The organism is Rhizobium fabae (assembly GCF_003985135.1).
Taxonomy (GTDB): domain Bacteria; phylum Pseudomonadota; class Alphaproteobacteria; order Rhizobiales; family Rhizobiaceae; genus Rhizobium; species Rhizobium pisi.
In genome coordinates this window covers 137,593-160,590 of the sequence record NZ_ML133647.1, presented here as the reverse complement: position 1 = coordinate 160,590, position 22,998 = coordinate 137,593, and the positions used below count along the sequence as shown (strand labels likewise).

General features: G+C 60.9%; 23 protein-coding genes. 10 read left to right on the top strand and 13 right to left on the bottom strand.

Going from position 1 to position 22,998, the window contains the following annotated elements:
• Positions 1 to 111 precede the first annotated feature (111 nt).
• The gene (gene pcaQ, locus EFB14_RS06630) at positions 112 to 1,038 is read right to left on the bottom strand and encodes a pca operon transcription factor PcaQ (protein ID WP_126823792.1); all 927 of its coding nucleotides are present in this window, start codon (positions 1,036 to 1,038) and stop codon (positions 112 to 114) included.
• A gap of 93 nt (positions 1,039 to 1,131) precedes the next feature.
• Between pcaQ and pcaD the strand changes: the two genes are divergently transcribed.
• From pcaD to EFB14_RS06595, 7 genes are all read left to right on the top strand, one after another.
• Positions 1,132 to 1,941, top strand: coding sequence for a 3-oxoadipate enol-lactonase (gene pcaD / locus EFB14_RS06625; RefSeq protein WP_126823790.1), 810 nt, complete (start codon positions 1,132 to 1,134; stop codon positions 1,939 to 1,941).
• Complete coding sequence (pcaC, locus tag EFB14_RS06620; protein WP_126823788.1) at positions 1,938 to 2,342, top strand: 4-carboxymuconolactone decarboxylase; 405 nt, start codon at positions 1,938 to 1,940, stop codon at positions 2,340 to 2,342. The genes pcaD and pcaC overlap by 4 nt, the downstream gene beginning before the upstream one ends.
• A gap of 9 nt (positions 2,343 to 2,351) precedes the next feature.
• Entirely contained in the window at positions 2,352 to 3,101 is a 750-nt protein-coding gene (gene pcaH, locus EFB14_RS06615; protein WP_126823786.1) for a protocatechuate 3,4-dioxygenase subunit beta, read from the top strand.
• 2 nt (positions 3,102 to 3,103) lie between these two features.
• The gene (gene pcaG / locus EFB14_RS06610) at positions 3,104 to 3,715 is read left to right on the top strand and encodes a protocatechuate 3,4-dioxygenase subunit alpha (RefSeq protein WP_126823784.1); all 612 of its coding nucleotides are present in this window, start codon (positions 3,104 to 3,106) and stop codon (positions 3,713 to 3,715) included.
• Positions 3,716 to 3,920: 205 nt separating this feature from the next.
• Positions 3,921 to 4,967, top strand: coding sequence for a 3-carboxy-cis,cis-muconate cycloisomerase (locus EFB14_RS06605; RefSeq protein WP_126823782.1), 1,047 nt, complete (start codon positions 3,921 to 3,923; stop codon positions 4,965 to 4,967).
• Between the two features lie 67 nt (positions 4,968 to 5,034).
• Positions 5,035 to 5,802, top strand: a complete 768-nt coding sequence (locus tag EFB14_RS06600) for an SDR family oxidoreductase (RefSeq protein ID WP_126823780.1) — start codon at positions 5,035 to 5,037, stop codon at positions 5,800 to 5,802.
• 372 nt (positions 5,803 to 6,174) lie between these two features.
• Entirely contained in the window at positions 6,175 to 7,005 is an 831-nt protein-coding gene (locus tag EFB14_RS06595; protein ID WP_126823778.1) for an MBL fold metallo-hydrolase, read from the top strand.
• Here EFB14_RS06595 and EFB14_RS06590 read toward each other — a convergent pair.
• Positions 7,002 to 7,754, bottom strand: coding sequence for a polysaccharide deacetylase family protein (locus tag EFB14_RS06590; protein WP_126823776.1), 753 nt, complete (start codon positions 7,752 to 7,754; stop codon positions 7,002 to 7,004). The two genes, EFB14_RS06595 and EFB14_RS06590, sit on opposite strands and share 4 nt — an antisense overlap.
• Before the next feature lie 4 nt (positions 7,755 to 7,758).
• A complete protein-coding gene (locus EFB14_RS06585) occupies positions 7,759 to 8,841 on the bottom strand; it encodes a glycosyltransferase family 4 protein (RefSeq protein ID WP_126823774.1) in 1,083 nt (360 codons plus the stop codon).
• Between the two features lie 182 nt (positions 8,842 to 9,023).
• Here EFB14_RS06585 and EFB14_RS06580 point away from each other — a divergent pair, with 182 nt between their 5' ends.
• Together EFB14_RS06580 and EFB14_RS06575 are read left to right on the top strand one after the other, a co-directional pair.
• Complete coding sequence (locus EFB14_RS06580; RefSeq protein WP_126823772.1) at positions 9,024 to 10,742, top strand: adenylate/guanylate cyclase domain-containing protein; 1,719 nt, start codon at positions 9,024 to 9,026, stop codon at positions 10,740 to 10,742.
• Positions 10,742 to 11,620: an FkbM family methyltransferase gene (locus EFB14_RS06575; protein WP_126823770.1), complete on the top strand. Its 879-nt coding sequence runs from the start codon at positions 10,742 to 10,744 to the stop codon at positions 11,618 to 11,620. Before EFB14_RS06580 ends, EFB14_RS06575 begins: the two co-directional genes overlap by 1 nt.
• Positions 11,621 to 11,687: 67 nt before the next feature.
• Here the strand turns inward: EFB14_RS06575 and EFB14_RS06570 are convergent, their stop codons facing one another.
• Complete coding sequence (locus tag EFB14_RS06570; RefSeq protein ID WP_126823768.1) at positions 11,688 to 12,818, bottom strand: hypothetical protein; 1,131 nt, start codon at positions 12,816 to 12,818, stop codon at positions 11,688 to 11,690.
• A gap of 344 nt (positions 12,819 to 13,162) precedes the next feature.
• On the opposite strand from EFB14_RS06570, the gene EFB14_RS06565 reads away from it, so the two are divergent.
• Positions 13,163 to 15,076, top strand: a complete 1,914-nt coding sequence (locus EFB14_RS06565) for an adenylate/guanylate cyclase domain-containing protein (protein WP_126823766.1) — start codon at positions 13,163 to 13,165, stop codon at positions 15,074 to 15,076.
• Positions 15,077 to 15,094: 18 nt separating this feature from the next.
• Here EFB14_RS06565 and EFB14_RS06560 read toward each other — a convergent pair whose 3' ends face one another.
• The 9 genes from EFB14_RS06560 to EFB14_RS06520 all read right to left on the bottom strand — a co-directional run bounded on the left by EFB14_RS06560 (position 15,095) and on the right by EFB14_RS06520 (position 22,917).
• Positions 15,095 to 15,424, bottom strand: coding sequence for a hypothetical protein (locus EFB14_RS06560; protein WP_126823764.1), 330 nt, complete (start codon positions 15,422 to 15,424; stop codon positions 15,095 to 15,097).
• A gap of 61 nt (positions 15,425 to 15,485) precedes the next feature.
• Entirely contained in the window at positions 15,486 to 16,385 is a 900-nt protein-coding gene (locus tag EFB14_RS06555; RefSeq protein WP_126823762.1) for an RDD family protein, read from the bottom strand.
• Entirely contained in the window at positions 16,382 to 17,461 is a 1,080-nt protein-coding gene (locus EFB14_RS06550; protein WP_126824438.1) for a stage II sporulation protein M, read from the bottom strand. The genes EFB14_RS06555 and EFB14_RS06550 overlap by 4 nt, the downstream gene beginning before the upstream one ends.
• Positions 17,461 to 18,780, bottom strand: coding sequence for a DUF58 domain-containing protein (locus EFB14_RS06545; RefSeq protein ID WP_126823760.1), 1,320 nt, complete (start codon positions 18,778 to 18,780; stop codon positions 17,461 to 17,463). Before EFB14_RS06545 ends, EFB14_RS06550 begins: the two co-directional genes overlap by 1 nt.
• Complete coding sequence (locus EFB14_RS06540; protein ID WP_126823758.1) at positions 18,781 to 19,737, bottom strand: AAA family ATPase; 957 nt, start codon at positions 19,735 to 19,737, stop codon at positions 18,781 to 18,783.
• Positions 19,724 to 20,998, bottom strand: a complete 1,275-nt coding sequence (locus EFB14_RS06535) for a hypothetical protein (protein ID WP_126823756.1) — start codon at positions 20,996 to 20,998, stop codon at positions 19,724 to 19,726. The genes EFB14_RS06540 and EFB14_RS06535 overlap by 14 nt, the downstream gene beginning before the upstream one ends.
• Positions 20,991 to 21,749 (bottom strand): DUF4129 domain-containing protein, encoded by a 759-nt coding sequence (locus EFB14_RS06530; RefSeq protein WP_126823754.1) that lies wholly within the window; start codon positions 21,747 to 21,749, stop codon positions 20,991 to 20,993. Before EFB14_RS06530 ends, EFB14_RS06535 begins: the two co-directional genes overlap by 8 nt.
• A gap of 3 nt (positions 21,750 to 21,752) precedes the next feature.
• Positions 21,753 to 22,184: a DUF805 domain-containing protein gene (locus EFB14_RS06525; protein ID WP_126824435.1), complete on the bottom strand. Its 432-nt coding sequence runs from the start codon at positions 22,182 to 22,184 to the stop codon at positions 21,753 to 21,755.
• Between the two features lie 253 nt (positions 22,185 to 22,437).
• Positions 22,438 to 22,917, bottom strand: coding sequence for a class I SAM-dependent methyltransferase (locus EFB14_RS06520; RefSeq protein WP_126823752.1), 480 nt, complete (start codon positions 22,915 to 22,917; stop codon positions 22,438 to 22,440).
• Between the last annotated feature and the right edge of the window lie 81 nt (positions 22,918 to 22,998).

Genomic DNA, 22,998 nt, shown 5'->3' with positions numbered 1-22,998 from the left:
ATTAGACTTAGTCCAAATATGGGCAAACATCAAGCAAATTTAAAGATTGGGTTCTGCCGACGCTGCCACGATATCCCGCGAAAAGTAGGCCAGACGAGTGCACTGGCCCGGTCACGGTTTCCCGGAAACCTCGCCTGCCGCCTCGCGTATGGTCTGCATCAGGATCGATTGCGGCGCCGACGGCACGGCGTCGGCGCGCATCGTCAACCCGACCGGCCCCTTGGTCTCACCGGTATCGACCGGCAGAAGCGCCAGCCGCCCATCGGCGACATCGTCGGCGATGACGCCGTTGGAAATGATCCAGATCGCATCGCTTGTCCTGAGGAAAGCGCGGCCGAAGGAGTCCGACACCGTCTCGATTTGGTTCGGCAGGCTGGAGACGCCGTTGGCGATGAGGAAATTTTCGACCACCGGCCGGATGATCGAACCCCGCGTCGGCATCAGCACCGTGTAGTTGGCAAAACCGGCAAAGGGCGATTGCCGGCCATCGAGCAGCGGATGACCGGCGCGCACGGCAAACACCACCTGCTCGGAATAGAGATGCTCGAAGGAAAAACCCGCCATCTTCTCCGCCCCCGCCAGGCGCCCAACGACAAGGTCGAGATCGCCGACGCGAAGCTGCTCCAAGAGCACGGCGTTCTCGCCGGTGACGATCTTCACCCGGCTCCATGTCCTCTCCTTGAGGAAGAGTTCCATGGCCCGCGGCATGATCCGCGAGGAAACCGTCGGCAGCGCGCCGACGCGGATCGGCGGCGCATCGGCGAACTGCTCCTGGGAGACGGAATCGAGCCCCTGGCGCAGCGCCGTCAACGCGGCGCCAGCGTGGCGCAGGAAAACCTCGCCGTAGCGGGTGATCTTGATGCCCCGGCCGTCGCGCTCGAAGACGCCGACACCCAGCACCTGTTCCAGCTCGCGGATCGTCTTCGTCACCGCCGGCTGGCTGACATGCAAGAGCTCAGCTGCCTTCATGACGCTCTTCTGCCGCGCCACCTCGACAAAGGTCTGCAGATGGCGAAACTTGACGCGGCTGTCGATCATCGCTCACATAACTCCGGGGTTATTGGAAGGCCCAAAAATATCATTTTACTTAACCGGACCAAACATTCAATTTGCCGTTCAGGAGGAAGTGACGTGCAATTCGCCCGCATAAACGACGTAACGATCCACTATCAGGTCATCGGTGCACCCGCCGACAGGCCAGTGATCGTCTTCATCAATTCGCTCGGAACGGATTTCCGCATCTGGCGCGACGTCGTGGTGCGGCTTGCCGGCGAATTCGCCATCGTGCTTTACGACAAGCGTGGCCACGGCCTTTCCGATGTCGGCCAGCTCCCCTCATCGATCGAGGACCATGCAACGGATCTCGCCGGCCTGTTGGATCTTCTGTCGGTGAAGAATGCCGTCATCTCAGGGCTCTCGGTCGGCGGCCTCATCACCCAGTCACTCTATCAGCGCCGGCCGGACCTGGTGAGCGCGCTGATCCTCTGCGACACCGCCCACAAGATCGGCACAGCAGAGAGCTGGAACGCCCGTATCGCCGCCGTCGAGAAGAACGGCATCGGCAGCATCGTCGACGCCGTCATGGAGCGCTGGTTCACGCCCGCTTTCCGCCGACCGGAGAACACCGCCTATTCAGGTTATTGCAACATGCTGGTGCGCCAGCCGGTCGAGGGATACCTGGCCGCCTGCGCGGCGATCCGCGATGCTGATTTCACCGAGGCGGCCAAAACGATCACCGTCCCGACGATCTGCGTCGTCGGCGACCAGGACGGCTCGACGCCGCCCGATCTCGTGCTCTCGACCGCGCGCCTGATATCAGGCGCTCGTTACGAGGTCATCCGCGATTGCGCCCACATTCCCTGCGTCGAGCAGCCGGAAGCGCTGACGACGATCATCCGTGCCTTTCTCGCATCCATTCCACCTGGAGAAGTCAGTCCATGAACGAAACCGCGCCCTCATCCGAGCGCTATAGGCAGGGCATGGCGACCCGCCGCGCCGTGCTCGGCGACGCCCATGTCGACCGTGCCGCAGCATCTACGACGGAGTTCGACCGCCCCTTCCAGGAACTGATCACCGAAGCCGCCTGGGGCCATGTCTGGTCGCGACCGGGGCTGACAAAGCGCGAGCGCTCGATCGTCACCATCGCCCTGCTTGCAGCCCTCGGCCAGGATGACGAAGTCGCCATGCATGTGCGCGCCACCGCCAATACGGGCGCCTCTCGCGAGGATATCTGCGAGGCACTGCTGCATGTTGCGATCTATGCCGGCGTTCCCGCCGCCAACCACGCGATCAAGATCGCAAAGCAGGCCTTTGAACAAATGGACGCCGAACAGGCGGCCTGAGGGGGAGAGATGTCCGAATTACCGAACCGCAAGCCCGAAACCGGCGCCTTCTTCGCCAGGGATCGCGCCTGGCATGCGCCGGCGCTGACCCCGGGCTACAAGACCTCCCTACTGCGTTCGCCGCAGCGCGCGCTGCTTTCGCTCGACGGCACGATCTCCGAAATCACCGGCCCCGTCTTCGGCCATTCGATGATCGGCGAACTCGACAACGACCTAATCCTGAACTATGCGCGGCCCGGCGAAAGCGCCATCGGCGAGCGCATCATCGTCCATGGCCGCGTGCTCGATGAGCGCGGCAAGCCCGTCGTCGGCGCCCTGGTCGAGTTTTGGCAGGCCAATGCAGGCGGTCGCTATCGCCACAAGAAGGAAACCTATCTCGCGGCGATCGACCCGAATTTCGGTGGCTGCGGCCGCGCCATCACCGACGAGGAAGGCCGTTATCATTTCCGCACTGTCCGCCCCGGCGCCTATCCCTGGCCGAACGGCGTCAACGACTGGCGCCCCGCCCATATCCATTTCTCGATTTTCGGCCACGGCTTTGCCCAGCGCCTCATCACTCAGATGTATTTCGAGGGCGATCCGATGATCTGGAAATGTCCGATCGTCGGCACGATCCCAGACAAGGCGGCGATCGAGCAGCTGATCGCGCCGCTCGACTGGGGAAATACCATTCCGATGGATTCACGCGCCTATAAATTCGATATCGTGCTGCGCGGCCGCCGCTCGACGATGTTCGAAAACAGGCCGGAGGGCAACTGACCATGCAGCAGCTCGGCTATCTCAAGGAAACACCGTCGCAGACGGCAGGTCCCTACGTCCATATCGGCCTGACGCCGAATTTCTGCGACATATCGGGCGTCTACGACACCGATCTCGGCACCGCGATGATCAACGAGAAGACATCAGGCGAACGCATCACCGTCACCGGCCGCATCTTCGATGGCGCCGGTGCATTGGTGCGCGATGCCGTCGTCGAGATCTGGCAGGCCGACAGCGCCGGCCTCTACAACAGTCCCTCGGAAATGCGCGGCACCGCCGACCCGAATTTCAGCGGCTGGGGTCGCTGCCCGACCCGCGCCGAGGACGGCGTCTACAGTTTCGAGACCATCAAGCCCGGCCACGTTCCCTTCAAGGACGGCCGCAATATGGCCCCGCACATCACTTTCTGGATCGTCGCCCGCGGCATCAATATCGGCCTGCACACGCGCATGTATTTCCCTGAGGAGACCGAGGCCAACGCCGCCGATCCGCTGCTGTCCCGCATCGAACATCGCGACCGCGTCGCAACGATGGTCGCTACCCGCGACGGCGCGACCTGTCATTTCGACATCCATCTGCAGGGTTCGAAGGAGACGGTGTTTCTGGATATTTGAAGGCAGGGCTCGCAAGTCGCTTGTTCACGGGGCTCTGCGCAAGTAGCGTCCCCCTCACCCTACCCTCTCCCCGAGGGGAGAGGGGATGTGCCACACGAGATCACTTGCCCAGAAGGCGCCGGCGCCGCTTCGAGTCTCTTCTCCCCAGCGGGGAGAAGGTGGCGGCAGCCGGATGAGGGGGCCGCCACCACAAACCGAGACCATCATGACCATATCGCCCTTCGACCATCCTTTCCTTTCCGGCCTGCTCGGCGACGATGAGATCGCGTCCTATTTTTCCATCGAAGCCGATATCCGCGCGATGCTTTCCTTCGAGGCCGCGCTCGCAAGAGCCGAAGCCGCGCATGAGCTAATCCCTGCCGACGCGGCAAGGCGCATAGCTGACACCTGCGCCGTCTTCTCACCTGATGTGCCCTCTCTTCGCTCGGCAACGGCGAGGGACGGTGTCGTCGTCCCCGATTTCATCAAGCAGCTCCGCACTGCCGTCAGCGAGGAGGCGGCAAAAAGCCTGCATCTGGGGGCCACCAGCCAGGATGTCATCGACACAAGCCTGATGATCCGCCTGAAGGCCGTCGCTTTCCTGTTTGCCGGCCGGCTTTCCACAATTACCGCAGGGCTCGATGCGCTGGACCGCCAGTTCGGCCGCAACCGCCTGATGGGTCATACCCGCATGCAGGCGGCGATCCCGATCACCGTTTCCGACCGCCTCAACGCATGGCGCGCGCCGCTAACAACCTATCGCGACCGGCTGACGGAGCTAAGTTTTCCAGTCCAGTTCGGGGGCGCGGCCGGCACGCTGGACAAACTCGGACCACAGGCCGCCACCATCCGCGCCTCGCTCGCCCAGGAACTCGGCCTCGCCGACGCACCGCAATGGCAGAGCGGTCGTCTGCCGATCGCCGATATTGCCGGCCTGTTCGCGTCGATATCGGGCAGCCTCGGAAAAATGGGGCAGGATATCGCATTGCTCGCCCAAGCCGGCGATGAGATCGAAATCTCGGGCGGCGGCACCTCTTCGGCCATGGCGCATAAGCAGAATCCGGTTTCCGCCGAAGTCCTGGTCTCGCTCGCCCGTTTCAATGCCACAGCGCTTTCGGGCATCCACCAGTCGCTCGTCCATGAACAAGAACGTTCGGGCGCTGCCTGGACGCTCGAATGGCTGCTCCTGCCGCAGATGACGATGGCGACTGCGGCTAGCCTTCGCCTCGCCGGCGAACTTGCAGGAAATATCAAAAGGCTAGGAACCGCGTGACGCAAGACCTTCATGCATGGTCGGAAACCGGCTATGCATGATGTGATAAAATCAGGAGCAGTCCCCCGTGACCTTTCCCCTCTTCGATCTTTCCGGCCGCCGCGCCCTCGTCACCGGTTCCAGCCAGGGTATCGGCCATGCCATGGCACTCGGGCTTGCCGAGCATGGCGCTTCCGTCATCATCAACGGCCGAAACGCGCAAAAGGCTGAAGCCGCTGCCAAGGCGATCCGCGAACACAAGGGCCATGCGGTCAGCGCCGCCTTCGATGTGACCGATGCCGGGGCCTGCCGTTCGGCGATTGACTATATCGAGGCGGAAATCGGCCCGATCGACATCCTGATCAACAATGCCGGCATGCAGTTTCGCATGCCGCTCGAAACTTTCCCGGTCGAAAAATGGGACGAGCTTTTCCGCACCAATGTCTCCAGCATCTTCTATGTCAGCCAGCCAGTCGCACAGGCAATGATCGGCCGCGGCCGCGGCAAGATCATCAACATCGCCTCGGTTCAGGCCGAGCTCGCCCGTCCTAACATTGCTCCCTACACCGCGACCAAGGGCGCTGTGCGCAATCTTACCCGCGGGATGGCGACAGACTGGGCGAAACACGGATTGCAGGTCAATGCCATCGCGCCGGGCTATTTCAAGACACCGCTCAATCAGGCGCTCGTCGACGATCCGAAATTTTCCGCCTGGCTTGAGAACCGCACGCCGGCCGGCCGCTGGGGTGATGTGAAGGAATTGGTGGGGGCTGTCGTCTTCCTGGCGTCAGACGCGTCGTCCTTCGTCAACGGCCACATGCTGATGGTGGATGGCGGCATCACCGCCTCGCTTTAGGCCAGCCGATCGGCATCGGTTCGGCTGCGTGCCCGATTTTTGGTAGAAGAAGCTCTCTATCGCAAATGTCGTGCTTGCCGGTGGGATCCAAGGTCAAGATGGCGGCAATTTGCTTTTTCGATCGCGCGCAACCATCTAATAGGCATGACTTGCGGGAAAATGTCCTCACCCCCAGCAGCCCATTTACCGAAAACCAACCATACTGGGTTGCTTTCCGAGGCGAAAGCCGATTGCTTAGGAAAATCTACTTCTTCTTCCGCTAGCGGTTAGGAGAATGAAAGGGGGCATAGGCAAACCCGTGGATTTCTGCTGCTTCGCATCGGGATAAACTACGATTACGATGGCGATGCGGGAAGGCCGGTTTGAAGAACGATGACGACAGAACTGTTTCAAGTTAAATTTTGGGGTGTCCGCGGCAGTATTCCCGTATCAGGCCCCGAGTTCGACCGCTACGGCGGTAACACTTCCTGCATCGAAATCCGCTGTGGAAACCGCCGGATGATCTTTGATGCGGGTTCGGGCCTGCGCGAGGCCGGACTGTCGCTGATCGCCGAAGGCGTCAGTGACGTCGACCTTTTCTTCAGCCACTGCCATTACGACCACATCATCGGCCTGCCCTTCTTCAAGGCGATCTACTATCCCTCGATCAACGTCAACATCTGGTCCGGCCATCTCGACGGCAAGATGAGCACGCGGGAAATGGTCGAACAGTTCATCAGCCCGCCCTGGTTTCCGGTCAAGACCGACATCTGCCAGGCGACGATGAACTTTCGCGATTTCCATCCCGGTCAGGTGCTCAATCCCCACGAGGGCGTCGTCATCAAGACCTTCATGCTGAACCATCCGGGCGGCGCCATCGGCTACCGCATCGAATGGCAGGGCCGATCGATAGCTCTCATTTATGATATCGAGCATATTCCCGGCGCTTACGATCCGGTCTCGCTAGAGATGATGCAGGACGCCGATCTCGTCGTTTACGACTGCACCTACAATGAAGACGAGATGCAGCGCTTCAAGGGTTTCGGCCATTCGACCTGGCAGCACGGCACCGAGCTTGCGAAGATGGCAGGCGCCAAGCGCTTCGCCCTGTTCCACCACGCGCCCTCCCGCACCGACGAACAGCTGGCCCAGATGGAAGCACAGGCGCAAGCCGCCTTCCCCGAATCCTTTGCCGCCCGCGACAATCAGATCGTGGTGATCTAAAGCTTCAGAAGCGCCGACGACGGCGACCACAGGACGGCGGGATGCCGGCCTGTCATGGCGAACAATGCCGACAGGAAATTCCACGCAGCCGCGTCATGCACCAGATGGTGGGCAAGCACGCCGATAGGCTCGTCGCTGCCGGCAAACCGGTCACGGAGCTCCGCCACCAGTTCGGCCACCAATTCCGCTTCTCCCCGTCCGCCGCGTGTGCCGTGCCAGTCGATGATGTCGACATGGGTGTTGAGAAGTGGCACCGGGCTCTCCTGTTTTGCCCGCCCGTAGACCGAAAGGGCTGCAAATCCCAGCCCTGGCAGTGCCGGGATGAGGGCGGCATCGATGCGATTCCACGGCGGCACCAGCATCGGCAGGAAGCCGGCCGGATGCAGCCGCTGCAGCAAGCGGAACCCTTCATGCAATTCGCCGAGCACGGTTTCCGCCGGCCGCTCGCCGCCGAGTTCCTGTTTTTTTCCCCCCGGTCCTCCATAATTCGTATGCGACCAGCCATGCACGGCGACGGCAACGGCGGTTTCCCTTGCGAGTCGCGCGGCTAACTCCTCCCCGGTCAAGCCGGGAATGACGGCGAGCGTCAGCGGAATCTCGTGCTCGCCGGCTAATCCAATCAGCGTCTCCAGCGCTTGCGTCGGCTCGACGGCATCGTCGTCCCGCAGCCAGAACCGCGCGACGCGGCCGGCGGCCTGCCAGCGGTCGAGTTCTCGCCGCAGGGGCTCCCATGCCATGCTGTCGGTCATCACATCACTCCCTTCCCGCATTGTCTTGCAATATCCCGTCCAGGATGCGTGCCGCCATCGCAAGTGAACGCTCCTCGAGCACGAAGCGCCGCGCCGCCTGCCCCATTGCGTCGCGCCTTTCCCTGTCGTCGAGCAAGGCAGCCACGGCACTGGCATAGGCGGCCACGTTGCCATCCGGCGTCAATAGCCCGGTGACCTCGGCCTCGACCACCGCCGGCACTCCCGCCGTTTCCTGCGCGACGACGGGCAGGCCGGCGGCCTGGGCCTCCAGATAGGCAAGGCCGTAAGCCTCGCCGCAGCCCGGCCAGACATAGATGCCGCCGCGCCCGAGCAGTTCGGCAATCTCGACGGCATTCCGCTCGCCAAGCCACTCGACGCGGTTGGAAAGGCCGGCAAACAGCGCCTGCACCTCTTGTCGCATCGGACCATCGCCGATGACCGCGAGCGTCCAGGGCCGATCTTCGATCAGCCGCAATGCCTTTGCGAGCATCACGTAGCTCTCCATCTTGTCTCCGGCCCGCATCATCGCGACCGTCATCAGCCGGTGCGGATCGGGCGTCGGCGACACAGCTTCGAACAATGCCGTGTCGATGAAGGGTTTCAGATGGGCAAGTCGCGCCTCTGGAAAGGCGGCTGCAAGACCTGCCTGATCGCGCTCCGTGAAACTGATGTTAACCGCCGCCCGCATGATCGCCTCGCCGACCGGCTTTTGGACAGCCGCCCAGCCGGTCCTGTCGCGCTTTGCCGCATAGGAGGCTTCGGCGGTGACATAAGGAATGGCGAATTCGGCGGATATCGCCGGCCCGAAAGGGTCGGGTGATTTGTAATAGGGGTGGTAGCAGAACCAGAGCTCGGGTTGCGGCGCGGATTTCCATTTCCACCGCAGCCGCTCCAGTTCGGCACGAATGGCGGGTTCGAGCGCCGCGGCCGCCTCCGGCGTCGCCGTATAGGTGCGGAATTCGGAGGCCACGTCGACCTCATGCCCGGCAAGCTCCAGCGCCCGGATCAGCAGCCGCGCCATCAGCCGGTCGCCTGACGGCACCGGGTGGTTCGGCGATTTCATCGGTGCGTAGAAAGCCACCCGCATTGACACCTCTCACAAGACACACTGTTTACCTCAGGCACTCGCGCCTGCGGCGAAAATTTCCGCTATTGTCCCTTTCCCTAAAACTTGCGCATAAGCATATGGAATGTGATCGCGATCGAAGCAATTCCGCCTCTTTCTCAATCTCTATGGGCCTGCGGTTACATCGACAAGAACGGGAATGAATGACGACGGTCTCGGCCACAGGGATTTTTTCGGAACGCACGATCAGAAGGGCAAGGCTCGGTTCCGGCCTCGTCATTTTCATCTTCGTCCTGCTGCATTTGTCAAACCATGCAATTGGCCTGATTTCTGTCGCCGCCGCCGATAAAGGCGCCCATCTCTTCCTCATGATCTGGCGCAATCCTGTCGGGACCGCCATCTTCTATTCGTCGGTCCTCATCCATATCGCGCTGGTGCTGCGCGCCATCTACATGCGCCGCAGCCTCGTCATGCCGAAGGGGGAAATGGCGCAGATCGTGCTCGGCTTGATGATCCCGCTGCTTCTGATCGATCATGTCATCGGCACGCGTATCGCCCACGCGTTCTACGGCTACATCGATGACTACGACGCGGTCGTCAGCATGCTCTGGATCAGGAATCCGACAAACGGTATGCGGCAGGCGCTCGGTGTCGTCGCCGTCTGGATCCACGGCTGCATCGGCATCCATTTCTGGCTGCGCTACCGCCCCTGGTACCCGAACTACGCGCCCCTCCTGCTGGCGCTTGCGATCCTCGTGCCGGTGCTCTCGCTGCTCGGCTTCGTCGAGATGGGCCGCACGCTCGCCGACCCCTCCTACCGGCAGGCAATGACGATCAGCGCCTACAAGGAGGGCGTCAACACCCACTACACCTCGAATCCGGAGGTTCACCGCCAGGTCGCCATGATCCGCGCTGGGCTCTACGGCGCCTTTTCGGCCTCGCTGCTCATCGTCGTCGTCGCCCGCGCCCGGCGCAAGCTGAAGGAGCGGCTCAACCAGGTTGCTGTGCATTATCCGGGCGGCGAGGTGATCCGCGTGCCGCGCGGCTTCTCGGTGCTGGAAGCAAGCCGGCTCGGCGGCCTGCCGCATTATTCCGTCTGTGGTGGCAAGGGCCAGTGCTCGACATGCCGGGTACAGATCCTCGGCGACTACGAAAATCTACCGCCCCCCGACAAGATGGAGCAGACGACGCTGAGGCGCATCAATGCCGGCCCGGATGTCCGGCTCGCCTGCCAGCTTCGCCCGAACAGCGACGTTGCGGTCGCGCCGCTTCTGGTGCCGGCGGTCGAAGCGGCGCTGCCTGCCAACAGCCAGGAGACGAGCCCGGGCCGCGAGCGCGAGATCGCCGTGCTCTTCGTTGATATCCGCCATTTCACCACGCTGACGGAAACCCGCCTGCCCTTCGACGTCGTCTTCCTGCTGAACCGCTATTTCGCCATCATCGGCAAGGCTGTGGAGCAGGCGGGCGGGCGGCTCGACAAGTTCATCGGCGACGGCGCCATGGCGCTTTTCGGCCTCGGCACCACGCCGGAGGAGGCGTGTCGCCAGGCGCTCAGCGCAGCAGCTACGATCGTCGCCGAAATCGAGAAACTCGCCGCGGAACTCGCTGATGAACTGGCGCTGCCGCTGCGCATCGCCATCGGCATTCACACCGGCCCCGCCGTCGTCGGCACGATGGGATATGGCCGGGTGCGCAGCATGACGGCCATCGGCGATACCGTCAACGTTGCGAGCCGGCTCGAGAGTGCCGCCAAGGAATTCGAAGCGGCGATCGTGATTTCCGAACCGGTGGCAAGTCTTTCCGGCGCCGATCTTTCCGGCATCGAAAGCCGTGAAATCAGCGTGCGCGGCCGGGCCCTGCCCTTGAAAGTCTATGTCATTCCGAGAGAGAAAGCGGCAGAACCGCTCGAAGGAAAAGGCTGATGTCCGGCAGGCCCTGGCTGACCACCAAATACTGGAAGCGCCGCCTACGCAAGGCGCGCAATGCCGCCGCTTCGCGCTTCTTCAACACCCGCTTTGGCCGCCGCCTGCTGATCGAGAATATCGGCCCCCGCGTCATCTCCATGACGGTTGACGCCGGCGACCATCTGATGACCTTCTCGCCCTCGGACTATATCGGCCGCAAGGTCTTCCGGAAGGGGCATTTCGAGCGTGAGGCCGTCGACCGGCTGATTATCATCCTGCGCGAGCGCGGCCTGCTCAGAAAGGATGCGACGCTGCTCGAGATCGGCGGCAATATCGGCACCCAGACCGTCTATTTTGCCCTCAGCGACACCTATACCAAGATCGTTAGCATCGAGCCCGACCCGCGCAATTTCCCGCTGCTTCAGCTCAACATCCGCCAGAACCGGCTGGAGGAAAAGGTCCGGCTCGTCAATTGCGCCGCCGGCGAGAGCGAAGGCGAGATCGACTTTTTCCTCAACCTCGACAATCACGGCAAGAGCAGCGCCATCCGCCAGGGCCCGAGAGACAAGAAGATCAGCGTGCCGGTGAAACCGGTTTCCGAGATCCTCGCCGCGCTTTCGGTCGATCCGGCGTCCATCGGCCTCGTCTGGATGGATATCGAGGGCTATGAGCCGGTCGCCTGCCGGTCGATGCAGTTGCTGCTTGAGCGCCGCGTACCGCTCTACATGGAGTTCACGCCGCTCTTTTACGGACCAGAAGGAACGAAAGCCTTCAAGAGCATGCTTTCCGGGTTCTACGAGGATTGTCTCATCATCTTCGAGGACCGCGAAGAGGAAATAAAGGTTCGCGACCTGCCGGGCGATTTCGATCAATACAACGTGCTCTTCCTACCCTAAGGCGCGTCGCGATCTTTCAGATTCGATAGCCATTGCCCCGTTTGTGCCGATCGCCCCTCTCTCCTGTCTACGCGACCTCTGCCGAACTCCCGTCATAGCTCTTGTTCGCCGCATTCTGCACCAAGGCGATGGCGATCGGTGGGAAGAGAAAGCTCCAGAAGGCGAGCCAGGGGATAGAGATCAGGCGCCCCTTGCCGCTTTCGCTCCCGCGATCGTTGAGGAGATCGGCGAGCGTCACCAGCAGAACCGGCAGGCCGAGCGGCACGAGGATCGCGACCAGCATGGCGGCAAGTGGTGTGAGCAGGCGCTGCGAGGGTGCAGCTCCCGCAAGTTCGCCATGGATGCGGTAGGACCAATAGGCAAAATAGATGAAGGCGGCGATCGTGATGACGAGCACCAGGAAGGCCAGAAGCAGCGTGATCTCGAAGTAGCCGCTCGCCTCGAGATCATCGACCTGAAAGCCATAGACGCCAAGAGTGAGGAGGAAGATCAGCACGAGTGGCGTGGTCAGGATCGCGGCGACGATTAGCGGCGATCGCTTTTGCGGCGCGATCGGCCTGTGGCGCCTGCGCGGCGTGTCGTCGAAAGCCAGATGCTGTGCCGGCAGCAGCAGGATGATGGCAATCACCAGACAGGAAAGAAAACCCAGGATGACAGGCAGACCGCGTTGGTCTGCCTGATATAACCAGGAGGCGCCGCCGGGAGCGAAGGCCGAGCTCAGGATCGTTGTCGACAGCAGCGTGAGCGCGCAGCCGAAATCGATCTTACCAGGCCGCCCGCCGACCAAGAATATGGCGATCGCAAGCGGAAAAACAGCCCGGACTGTGCCGAACAACAGTCCGAACAGAAAGAGAAAGACCGGCGACGCCCAGAGCGCCGGCGCCGGCACGACGCTGACGGCGACAAGGGCGCAGACGATAAGCGGTACTATCAGCGCCGGCCGTCCATAGCGGCTGGCAACGACGAAGGCCAGGAAGGCGCCGAGGATCCAGCCGGCATTGGAGCCGAGATAGAAGATTGCGACAGTCTGATAGTCGCTCCTGGTCTCCCGCGCAATCACCGGAAAAACCGTGGTTAGCCCCTGCCCGCCGACGGCCAGAAGCAGCGAGGCAAGGAACAGCGCCCAACAACGATAAGTGCTGAGGAAATCGGCCAGCGTCCATTCGACCTTGCTGGAAGGCAGAGGGGTGTTATCCATCAATGAAACGGCTCCATTCGAAATCATCGCTCTTCGCTCTCGATGGCGACCGGTGAAATACCGGCCTTGACGCAAATAGAAAGACGCCCACGATTTTCGAGAGGATTGGAGGCCATTTAATCGCGGACTCCTCATTCGCGCCCAACAAGGTGAACGCCGGCGGGAGATGGGCCACGAACCGACATCTTCAGCAGCTGCAGCCAAGCTGTCTGTGCCGGGCGGAAGGCTCACATCAACGCCTTGTGCAAGTCCGCAAAAAGCGGTTAGCTGCCATCGCTGGGGACGCTCATTTCTGCACAGTTAGACAAGCACTGAGACGTGTCCGCATTTCGAGGTGAAATCTCGTGCGTTGGTCTAAACCGCTTAGAGTGCATCTCGGTGTCCTGGTCGTCGCATCGCTGCTCTGCACGTCGATGCCGATCATCTGGATGGCGTTCAGGCAGGGAAGCGATGCCGCGGTGAATGCCGGCGCGCAGCAGATGCGCGGGATGAGCCTGCGGCTGATCGAGGGATACCGCAACACGCTGCAAGGAGGCACCGAGGCGGTCGCGCTGGCATCGACCCTGCCGCAGCTCGTTTCTGCGCCGCCTCACGATATCGAGGCAAAAGAGGAATTCTTTCTCGAAGCTCTGCGAAACGTCCCAGAGGCAACGAGCATCTACACCGGATACCCTGATGGCTCGTACCTGCAGGTCATCAATATCGCAAGGGAGGATGTTCGCCAGACCCTTGCAGCGCCTGACGACGCGGCTTACGCGATCAGAACGATCGCAGAGAGGCAAAGCGCGGACGTCATATCGACGCTTCGCTTTCTCGACAGCCGGGCAAGACCGATCGGCGAGCGGAACGTCGAATACGCATCCTTCGATCCGCGACAACGCCCCTGGTACCAATCCGTCGTTCAGGATGGCGTCCCGGTCTCTGTCGGACCCTATGTGACCGGAACGCTCAATGTTCCTACGCTGACCATTGCAGGTCCGATGAAGGCTGATCGCCAGGTGGTCGTCGGCATCAACATTCACCTGCAGACGATCGGCCGCCTGCTGGACGCGCAGGGGATTTCGCCGCATGCCCGCGCCTACATCATCGATGAAGACGGCAATCTCGTCGCCCATTCCGACCCTCAGATCATGAGCAGGATCATCGGATTATGGGCGAGAACATCAGGCGCATTCGCCGCGACGGCAAACAGTTTCGACAAGAGTCTTGAAACCGTGGCTAGGCTGCGGCGGGATCGCGCATTCGCAAGCGGTGGCGCCGCACGGTTCGATCTCGATGGCGCAAGTTATCTGGTGCAGATGGCCCCTATCAGCGTGTCTGGCCTGTTCCGGGGAAGCACGGCCGCAATCGTCGTGCCGCTCGAGGACCTCGTGGCCGAAGCCAATCGGCTGCTCGTGCGCAATCTCCTGATCGCCAGCGCCCTGTTGATCGCGGGTGTCGGTGCATCCGTGGTGCTTTCCCGCATGGTCAGCCGCTCTCTCTATCGGCTCGCCGACGAGGCGCGCAGGATCGGCGATCTCGACGTCGGCGAGAAGGCCCCGTCGCATTCCTGGATAACGGAGATCAACACGCTGGCGAGCGCGCTCTCGGCAAGCCGTCATGCGATTGGCCAGTTTGCCCTTTACGTTCCGCGTGAGGTGGTGCGGCGGATCGTCAGCCCCGAAGGGCGAGCGGTCGTCAAGGCGAAGCGGCAGGATGTGACGGTGCTGTTCACCGATATCAGAGACTTCACGACCATATCCGAGCTCAATTCGCCCGAGGACGTGGTCGATACGCTGTCGGCCTATTTCGAACGGCTGAACACCATCGCCGAGCAGAATGGCGGCACGGTCGTGCAATATCTCGGCGACTCCATTTTCGTCATGTGGAACGCTCCCGTCCCGGATATCCAGCATGTCGAACACGGCTGCCGATGTGCGCTTGCCATGAAAGCGGCAATCGACAACCTCAACGAAGAAAACAGAGGGAATGGCCGTCCGGAGCTCGTCACGCGATTTGGCCTGCACACCGGCCCGGCGGTCGTCGGCAGTTTCGGAGCGATTTCGCGCCAGCAGTACACGGCCATGGGCGATACCATCAATGTCGCGTCACGGCTGGAAGGGTTGAACAAGGAGTTTGGGACGTCGATCCTGGTGAGTGCGGCCATTTACGACGCGGTGGGAGATTGCTTCAACCTTCGCTCGCTGGGCCTCGTACAGGTCAAGGGGCGCGCCGAGAAGGTCGATATATGGGAGTTGGTTGGGGAGAGTGGTGGCTAGGCTGCCAAGCCTCCCTCATCATTCTTGCCACCACTTGGCTTTTTCAAGTGTGACCTTGCGCAGCACATTGTGGCTGTCGCGAATCCGGATCTCGATGACCTTGCCTTTGTTTCCTTTTTTCACCTCAGTACACACTGCGGACACCGCCGGAAACAATGGGTCATGAAGATCACTCATTCCAAGAGCGGCCGCAGCTCTTTCTGCCGATTCTGCGGTCATGTTGAAGCCGCATGTCGATTTCGTAAAAATATGAAAGTACCTTGCCGCTGAGGCTGTGCGATCGTCAGCCTCGACGTGGCTCGCGGCGGAAAGAACAAGCGCAAAAGCGCCTAAAATACGCAGATTCATTACAACATCCTCCAATATAATTTCTGAGCGCAAGACAGCCGGTGAGGCTCCCTCACCCGCCTCAAACCAGCTTCTTCGCCTCTGTTTTCGTATGCTCATGATACTTGTTCTCGCGCAGCGTTCCGAAAAGCTTCAGGCTCTCCAGATGCTCGCGCTGGGCGCGGTAGAACTCGTTGAGGAATAGCCGCTCCTGGCCTGATTTCACCGTGTCTGGATAGCGGATCCTTCGGGTGATGGTTTTGACGATCTGGACGATTTCCTGATGGTTGGATGTCTTGCTGGAATCGCGGAGCACGTCTTCCAGCGTCTGCAGCTCATATTTGCCGTAGACGTCGAGATGCTCTGCCAAGAATTCGAAGGCCTGCTGTGAGGATGCGGCGGCGGGGGCAGACAAAACGAGGTCGGACAGCAGCACGGAGCGCGGATTGTCGACGACAAGCGTGCCAGCGATGATGTCGCCGATCCTTTGCCGCCGTCGGTTGGCAAAGGGAACGACTACGACCACAAGAAACCAGAGGGTCGTCAGACCGTTTTCCCATGCCGATTGAGTGCCAACCGAGGCCAGAAGGCCCATCGGGGCGAAGATCTCGACCTCCTTCATCAGGTTGCGCGCGGTGACCTGGTGCGGGGTCAGCCGGCGTCCGTCCACGTTGATGACGCGGATGCCGGTTATTCTCTTTCCGAGCGTGCGTCCGTTCCAGATGAGCTCGGAGAGAATGTAATAGGGGGTCTGCACCAGAAAACCGAGCAACACCATCAGCATTCCCTGGGCGCTCGCAGGCAAAACGCCTGTGAAGACGATCGCAAAAGCACAGATGAAGATGACGATCGTGGTGAAGAGGATGTCGAGGAATTGCGCCCCGAAACGCGTTCCGAGCGAGGCAATGGCGAAAGTGATCGGGACGCCCTCCGGCGGGATGAACTGTCCGGCGCGCTTGCCGTCCTTGACCGACTGGTTCATCGCGCGGCCTCGCGCGAAGCTTTGCTTTCCCGGCCGCCAAGCAGCAGCCAGCCGATCCAGAAGAGACCCATCCCCCAGCCGATGACGAGGCGCAAGGTCGGATCCTGTATCAGCTGGCGCAGAAATCCTTCGATGAAGGCTGCCACGACGAGCATGAGTGCGGCAAGGATCGCGAGTTTGACGGCATCATGGGCCTGGTGGCGCAACTCTTCCTTTCGCGTTCTCGCACCCGGAAGGAGAACGGCAAGTCCAAGTCTTGCACCGCCCGCACAGGCAATGGCGATTGCCGCGAGTTCGGTTACGCCGTGGATCGAGAGCCAGGCAAACACGTCGTAGCCGAGCCCCTTCCGCGCAAACATCGCGAAAAAAGCGCCAAGGATCAGGCCATTGTAAAAGGTCAGGACAAAGCTTGGCACCGAAACGAAAACGCCGAGCGTGAAGATCAGGACGACGATGCTCGTATTGTGGGAAAACAGGAACGCGGAAAATGCGGCCAGCCGGTCGCTGTCGTGCTGCCCTTCGTCGCCATAGATCGTCGATCTGAGATAATCGCCCGATGCATCGGGCGTGCGCTGATCGGCCATCTCGGGGGGCACGAAGGTGTAGAACCAGCTCGGGTCGTTTTCGTAGAGCCTGTATCCGGCCAGCGCGCCGAGAATGAGCGCCAGGAAGCCGATGAACAGAGGCAGGGCCGAGCGACGCACCGCCTGCGGAATACCCTGCGTCAGCAGGCGAGTGATCAGCCCGCCGAGGCTTTCCTGCGGAGCGTAGACGACGAGATAGGCCCGGGCGCAGAGGCTTTCCAGGTACGCGATCAGGGCGCGGTCGAGGGAGATGTCGCGCGCCACGCTTAGCGAGTTCATTGCCTGCCTGTAGCCGCTAGCGAGATTGCGGACCTCGTCATAGCCGAGCGCAGCTGCACCGCCTTGCTCGGCACGCTTCACAAGATCGTCCAGCTGACGCCAGTGCGCCTCGCGTTCCACCCGAAAACGCGCCGAGCGCAGCATATCGTTCTGGACAGCGCCGGCGTTGACCGTCGCGCCCTGATCTATCCTGCCGTCGATACCGATATCCATCATATCATCTCACGGGATTTGATTTCGATGTAGCGTGCAATGAGATCCGAGGTCAGTGCTTCCGGTGTGCTATCAAGACAAAGTACGCCGAGACGCACGAGCTTTTCCATGACGGCGCGCCTCTCGTGAAGGATCTGGCGCGCTGCGACGGAGCGGGCTACGGCGTCCAGGGTCGTCTCTTCGGGTTCCACAAACTTTGCCAGCATGGGATCGCGCAAGGCGACGTAGACGATGAAATGATGCCGGGCGAGCACCTGTATGTTCTCGATCATCAACTCCGCCGTGATGGTGTCGACAAAATCGGAGAATATCACGATTAGCGAGCGTCGCTTCAGACGTCCTGACAGATGCGTCAGTCCCAGCGTATGGTTGGTCTCCTGGGTTTCATAGCGCAACCCGGCGCACACCGTCTGCAATCGCGGAAAGGCCGATCTGCCGGGCAGGGCCGGCACGAACAGGCGCGGGCGGCTGTCGAAGCTGTAGAAGCCCACGAGATCGCCGGCGAGCCCTGCGCCCCAGCACATGGCGAGCGCCGCATTGATGGCGCGATCGAGCTTGGTGAATCCGGCGAGCTGCTCGGCCATCAGCCTTCCGGAATCGATGCACAAGATGACCTGATGGTTTCGTTCGGCCCTCATCTCGCGCACGACGAGACTACGCATTCGGGCGGAGCGTTTCCAGTCGATGCTGCGCGGATCCATGCCGCTTGCAAATTCCCGCAGCTGATGGAATTCCGATCCCTCGCCGCGCAGCCGCAGATCCTTCTGGCCGCCTTCGAGCGGCAGGATCTGGGTTTTTATCGCTCCTGAAAGGACCGGCGATATGTCGGGCAGAACGGCAATCTCTTTTCCCACAGGCATCCGCGCGATGATGTCGAGCAGCTTCAATCGCGATGGCCATTTCAGCCACAGTTCTTTGACCGCAAATTGTCCCCGTCGCGTCAGCTGAAGATCCAGAGAGGCCTTAACCTCTCCTTCTCCAGCACCCGATGCAGGGTTGAGCCATCTGATTTCGGAGACGACGAGCTCGGGAGCGAGATCAAGCCGGATTTCGATTTTACGAGACAGCGCTTTCTTCTGCGGCCTGATGCCGACAATGAATTCGGCGGTGTGGCCGACAAAGCCTTGCGGCGGCAGATCGAAATCGATCGTCATCCTGCCCGACAGGTTTGAGATAACAAGATCGGCGACCGTCACTACCGCGAGCACAAGCCACATGACAAGCAAGAGGTAGCCGACGTCGCGCCACCACACGCTGGCGAAGACCGTCACCGCAGCAGAAATCAGAACGAGCGCGATCAGATATGACGATGGCCGCATTTAACGGGGTGCATCCACGCGGTTCTTGATGTTGCGAAGCACCTCGTCCGGCGTGCGGCCATCGATTTCGGCCGAAGGCGAAAGAATGATGCGATGGCGCAGGGCGGGTACCAGCAAAACCTGGACATCGTCAGGCAAGCCGTAATCCCGGCCCTCGAACGCCGCACGCACGCGTACTGCCGAGGCAAGAGCATCGGCCGCGCGCGTGGATGCCCCATAGAGAATGTCGGGATCGGAGCGTGTGGCGCGCACAAGGTCGACGATGTATGTCAGTATCGTTTCGTCCAGATGGATTGCGTCTATCAAGGCGCGTCCCGCAGCAAGCGCGGCGCTGGTGACGAGCGGACGGATGCCGGCATTGCGCGCATCCGATTTCAGCGCCTGGCTGGCGTGTCTGGATAGAATGGCGATTTCCGTATCCCAGTCGGGAAAATCGACGACGAGCTTGAACAGAAAACGATCGAGCTGTGCTTCCGGCAGAGGATAGGTGCCCTGCTGCTCGATCGGGTTCTGCGTGGCGAGCACGAAGAAATTGGACCCGAGGGAATAATCGGTCCCGTCAAGCGTGACCATCCGCTCGTTCATGGCCTGAAGCAGGGCGGACTGCGTCTTTGGCGGCGCTCGGTTGATCTCGTCGGCAAGAAGAATGTCGGTAAAGACCGGGCCCTTGGTCAGGTGGAACTGGTTTGTCTGAAAATTGAAAAGATTGACACCCAGAACATCGCCCGGCATCAAGTCGGGCGTGAACTGGATGCGACGATAGTCCAGCGCCATGGCAGCGGAAACGGAACGGGCGAGCAAGGTTTTTGCCGTGCCGGGAGGACCTTCCACAAGGCAGTGCCCGCCGGCAAAGATCGAGATCAGGACGAGGTCGATAATCGCATCCTGCCCCTGTACCACTTTGCCGATCTCGCCACGAACCGTGGCAATAAGATTGCGAAATTCACCTAGATCCAAGGTCTATGCTCCCCAGCGACTTTCTGAATATTTCGAGATTGCGGTGCAAATCTGCCCGCGTCATTACATGTCCACGATCGATCAGCGCCTGCGCTGACGAATGCAATGCCTTCGCCGTCGCCTGATCGCGGCGCGCCAGGCGCTGAAACAGCCGCTCTATACCAGCCTCGTTTCCGGCTCCGGGGCCGAAAAAAAGTTGCGCTTTGTCGGCGAGCAGATGGAGCACGAACTGCCCCGTCATCCGGCCATCATTGCCCGACAGGCGCAGCAGACGCGCCGTGGCTTCGATCGCAGCGGTCTTCGACATTTCGATGTTTGCGGATGCCTCGCGCAAAGGCGGGCCGAAGCGATAGGCGCCGCGCCAGAAGCATATCGCCGCGACAAGGATGAGCGTTCCCCAGATGACGGACAAGGGATAGGCGAAGAACCGCTTCAGGTCGCTCGCTGAGCGCTCATAGGTACGGCCCTCATCAACCGGTTTCTTGCTGTCCAGCGGTTGGCCTGATGTATCCAGATAGACCGGCCGGGTTTCGCCCGCCTTACGCAACAGCGTGACGAGCGACACGGCAAAAGAGGCATTATCGGCCAGAGCCAACCCATGATTGTTCAACAGATCGGGATCCGACAGCAGATAGACGCGGGGGTAGTTCTCGCATCGGACGAGAAGCGCACCCGTCAGCGTGCCCGCGAGCTCCTTACAATTGGACGGCAGACTCGCCAGATCGAAGGTTTGTGCATGATACAAGGCGATCCGGATTGGCTGGTCCGGTTTCAGGTAAGGATGCGCCTCTTCAAATCCGTTCTCGCTTCGATTGAGACCCAGATCCGAATAACCGATCCTGTCGAGTTCACTGCGAATATCGGTGAGATCAATCAGTCCCGATTCGCTGGCAACACCGTCGATCGACACGTTGCCGCGCCATTTCGGCATGATGATCAGTGTCGGCAGCGCGTAGTGGCTCGCCTCCTCGGCCGGGTTTTCCGGACCCAAATCATTCGTTTTCTCGTCGGCCTGAGGTGCGGCAACCCCGTTTTGGCGTATCGACAAGGGAACGATGCGCAGCGAAATTTCTGAACGCGCTCGGGCGATATGAGAGTCAGATCGGAGGACAGGTATTCCCTTGGCTTGCAGCCACAACTCCAACCCCTTGTTGCCGAGGGGCGAGCGGTCGTAATCGCTGCCGCGTGACAGCGCAAAGACTGCCAACGCCGCCAGCGCAAGCAACAGCCCCAGAAACAGAAGCGGCGCCGAATTACGCATTGGCCAATCTGCCTATCGACAGCACGCTGCGCGCCGCCCCGAGAATGACGCCGAAATGGCTCTCCGTCAGCGGGCGGCCGCCGTAGTGAACAAGTTCTACCGCCGTGAGCAGATTTTCGAGGCGATCGCGGTCGGGCATATTTTCCGGCAGACGGGCGAAAACGGCCCGTTCCGTATCCGAGCGGAAAAGACGCGTTCCCGTGATGTCAGCGGCGTGAAGCAGGCAATGCCTGAGCAGGAGGACAAGCGCCTGCCGTCGATCCGCCATAGCCGCAATGCGCTGCAGGAAATCACCAGGCCTTTCCTCGGCCTCCGCTGCTGACGTCCGCCAGCTTTGCGGCGCCTCTCCCTGCCGCTTGATGTCGCGTGGAGCAGACGAGAGCAGGACACCGCCGTTTCCGAAGCAGATCCACAAGCCGATGACTGCGACGAGACCGACAAGCACGACCGCAACCGCTAGAGGACCAGCGACAACCGGCTCCCGCGGGATCATCAACGGCGGCCTGCTTTGCGGTGACGAAGATGTGGTATTCGATGCCGGCTCGGTGTTTACAGAGGCATCGCCATAGACGAGCGTGCACCGAAGGCCATTCTGCGAGCACTGCGCGGCATATTCTGCTCCCGCGGCGCTCCTTTGATGATCGCCACCCTCAACCTGCTGACCGGTACTATCCTGCGCCCGCGCAGGCGAAAACTGAGCCGAGGCGGCGAGCAACAGAGCCACCAACAGACCGAGGTTGCGGATGGTCATGCTCTAGGCAAAGACCTCTGCTCTCGCTTCGGGACGCAGCGGATCCTGCCCGAACTTGTTCGGACCTTCGGTGCCCGGAAGTACGCTGATCACGAAAATCACAAGAACCGAAATGAAGATAACAAACGGAATGAAGCACGCGACGATGAGTCCGAGATACCACCAACCGGAAATGTTGCGATCATGAAAGCGGCGAACCTGAAGGGCTATCTGCGGCAGGATCAATGCGAGTGAAATCAATCCCCCGATTACCGAGAAAGGGTTGGACAATGACGAAGCACTATTCGGCGTAAGCAAGAAGCTCACAAACCAGAGTGCGACGCCCAGTCCCCAATTGAACAACTGAAACCACCAATATTCCGAGCGAGATGCCCTGCCGGAGAAGGTGACGTATTTCTGCGTTAGAACTGTCCGTACAGCTTCAGTAAACCCCATTTCCATGCCCCCATTTATGCTTGCTGTAAACACGGCGACGACTCACCATCGTCTTGCCACGACAGTCGTCTCGGATGAAAAACAGCTACAATTCAAGCGCAGAAATTGCAATAAGCGGTTATCGAAGCTCAGAATTTAAAAGCAGTGCTTGTGCGTCGAGACTTTTCGCCATTACGCCCCGGCATCCAGTCGAGATTATAGTGCGCCCGCAAGGGCTAAAAACGACCGACGTGGAAGTTGCCTGCAATACTGATCATTTCCTCTGATAGAGGAAATAACGCCCTTCCTTGATCCCTTCAGGCAGCGGCAGCGCCACCAGCTCGGCATGCTCCAGCGGCAGGCCGCAGACGGCGATGCCGTTGCGGGCAAGCACGCCGGCCATCAGCTGCGGCAGCCAGGTCAGCGTCACCGCGTCGATCTCGTCATGGCCGGTGCCGATATCGGCATGGGCCAGTGCTGCGCCGATGCCGACGAAGGCCTGGCCGGATTCGCGGATATTGCCGGTCACCATGTCTTGCGCCTCTGGCGTCGAGGCCGAATAGGAGCGGACTTCCCAGTCGAAGGCGACGATGCGCCGGCCGGGAAAAATTTCGCGCAGATGATCATAGGTGCGGCCGTTGCCGAGGCCGAACTCCAGCACCGGGCCTTCGATTTCTGCAACCAGATCGGTGATCGAGTTCAGAATGTCGCGTTGGGCCGTCAACCGGCGAATGAAGCTGTCGAGGCGGCTCATCTAATCCGTATCCGTCATGAAAATCGTGAGGCGTGCTAACACATGAAACCTTGCCAAGTCGATTGCCGTAAATGGGAAATG

Excerpts from the sequence above, each read along its gene's own strand:
- pcaQ (WP_126823792.1), bottom strand. The coding sequence starts at position 1,038 with ATGATCGACAGCCGCGTCAAGTTTCGCCATCTGCAGACCTTTGTCGAG.
- pcaC (WP_126823788.1), top strand. The coding sequence starts at position 1,938 with ATGAACGAAACCGCGCCCTCATCCGAGCGCTATAGGCAGGGCATGGCG.
- pcaH (WP_126823786.1), top strand. The coding sequence starts at position 2,352 with ATGTCCGAATTACCGAACCGCAAGCCCGAAACCGGCGCCTTCTTCGCC.
- pcaG (WP_126823784.1), top strand. The coding sequence starts at position 3,104 with ATGCAGCAGCTCGGCTATCTCAAGGAAACACCGTCGCAGACGGCAGGT.
- EFB14_RS06605 (WP_126823782.1), top strand. The coding sequence starts at position 3,921 with ATGACCATATCGCCCTTCGACCATCCTTTCCTTTCCGGCCTGCTCGGC.
- EFB14_RS06595 (WP_126823778.1), top strand. The coding sequence starts at position 6,175 with ATGACGACAGAACTGTTTCAAGTTAAATTTTGGGGTGTCCGCGGCAGT.
- EFB14_RS06590 (WP_126823776.1), bottom strand. The coding sequence starts at position 7,754 with ATGACCGACAGCATGGCATGGGAGCCCCTGCGGCGAGAACTCGACCGC.
- EFB14_RS06585 (WP_126823774.1), bottom strand. The coding sequence starts at position 8,841 with ATGCGGGTGGCTTTCTACGCACCGATGAAATCGCCGAACCACCCGGTG.
- EFB14_RS06580 (WP_126823772.1), top strand. The coding sequence starts at position 9,024 with ATGACGACGGTCTCGGCCACAGGGATTTTTTCGGAACGCACGATCAGA.
- EFB14_RS06575 (WP_126823770.1), top strand. The coding sequence starts at position 10,742 with ATGTCCGGCAGGCCCTGGCTGACCACCAAATACTGGAAGCGCCGCCTA.
- EFB14_RS06570 (WP_126823768.1), bottom strand. The coding sequence starts at position 12,818 with ATGGATAACACCCCTCTGCCTTCCAGCAAGGTCGAATGGACGCTGGCC.
- EFB14_RS06560 (WP_126823764.1), bottom strand. The coding sequence starts at position 15,424 with ATGAATCTGCGTATTTTAGGCGCTTTTGCGCTTGTTCTTTCCGCCGCG.
- EFB14_RS06555 (WP_126823762.1), bottom strand. The coding sequence starts at position 16,385 with ATGAACCAGTCGGTCAAGGACGGCAAGCGCGCCGGACAGTTCATCCCG.
- EFB14_RS06550 (WP_126824438.1), bottom strand. The coding sequence starts at position 17,461 with ATGGATATCGGTATCGACGGCAGGATAGATCAGGGCGCGACGGTCAAC.
- EFB14_RS06545 (WP_126823760.1), bottom strand. The coding sequence starts at position 18,780 with ATGCGGCCATCGTCATATCTGATCGCGCTCGTTCTGATTTCTGCTGCG.
- EFB14_RS06535 (WP_126823756.1), bottom strand. The coding sequence starts at position 20,998 with ATGCGTAATTCGGCGCCGCTTCTGTTTCTGGGGCTGTTGCTTGCGCTG.
- EFB14_RS06530 (WP_126823754.1), bottom strand. The coding sequence starts at position 21,749 with ATGACCATCCGCAACCTCGGTCTGTTGGTGGCTCTGTTGCTCGCCGCC.
- EFB14_RS06525 (WP_126824435.1), bottom strand. The coding sequence starts at position 22,184 with ATGGGGTTTACTGAAGCTGTACGGACAGTTCTAACGCAGAAATACGTC.
- EFB14_RS06520 (WP_126823752.1), bottom strand. The coding sequence starts at position 22,917 with ATGAGCCGCCTCGACAGCTTCATTCGCCGGTTGACGGCCCAACGCGAC.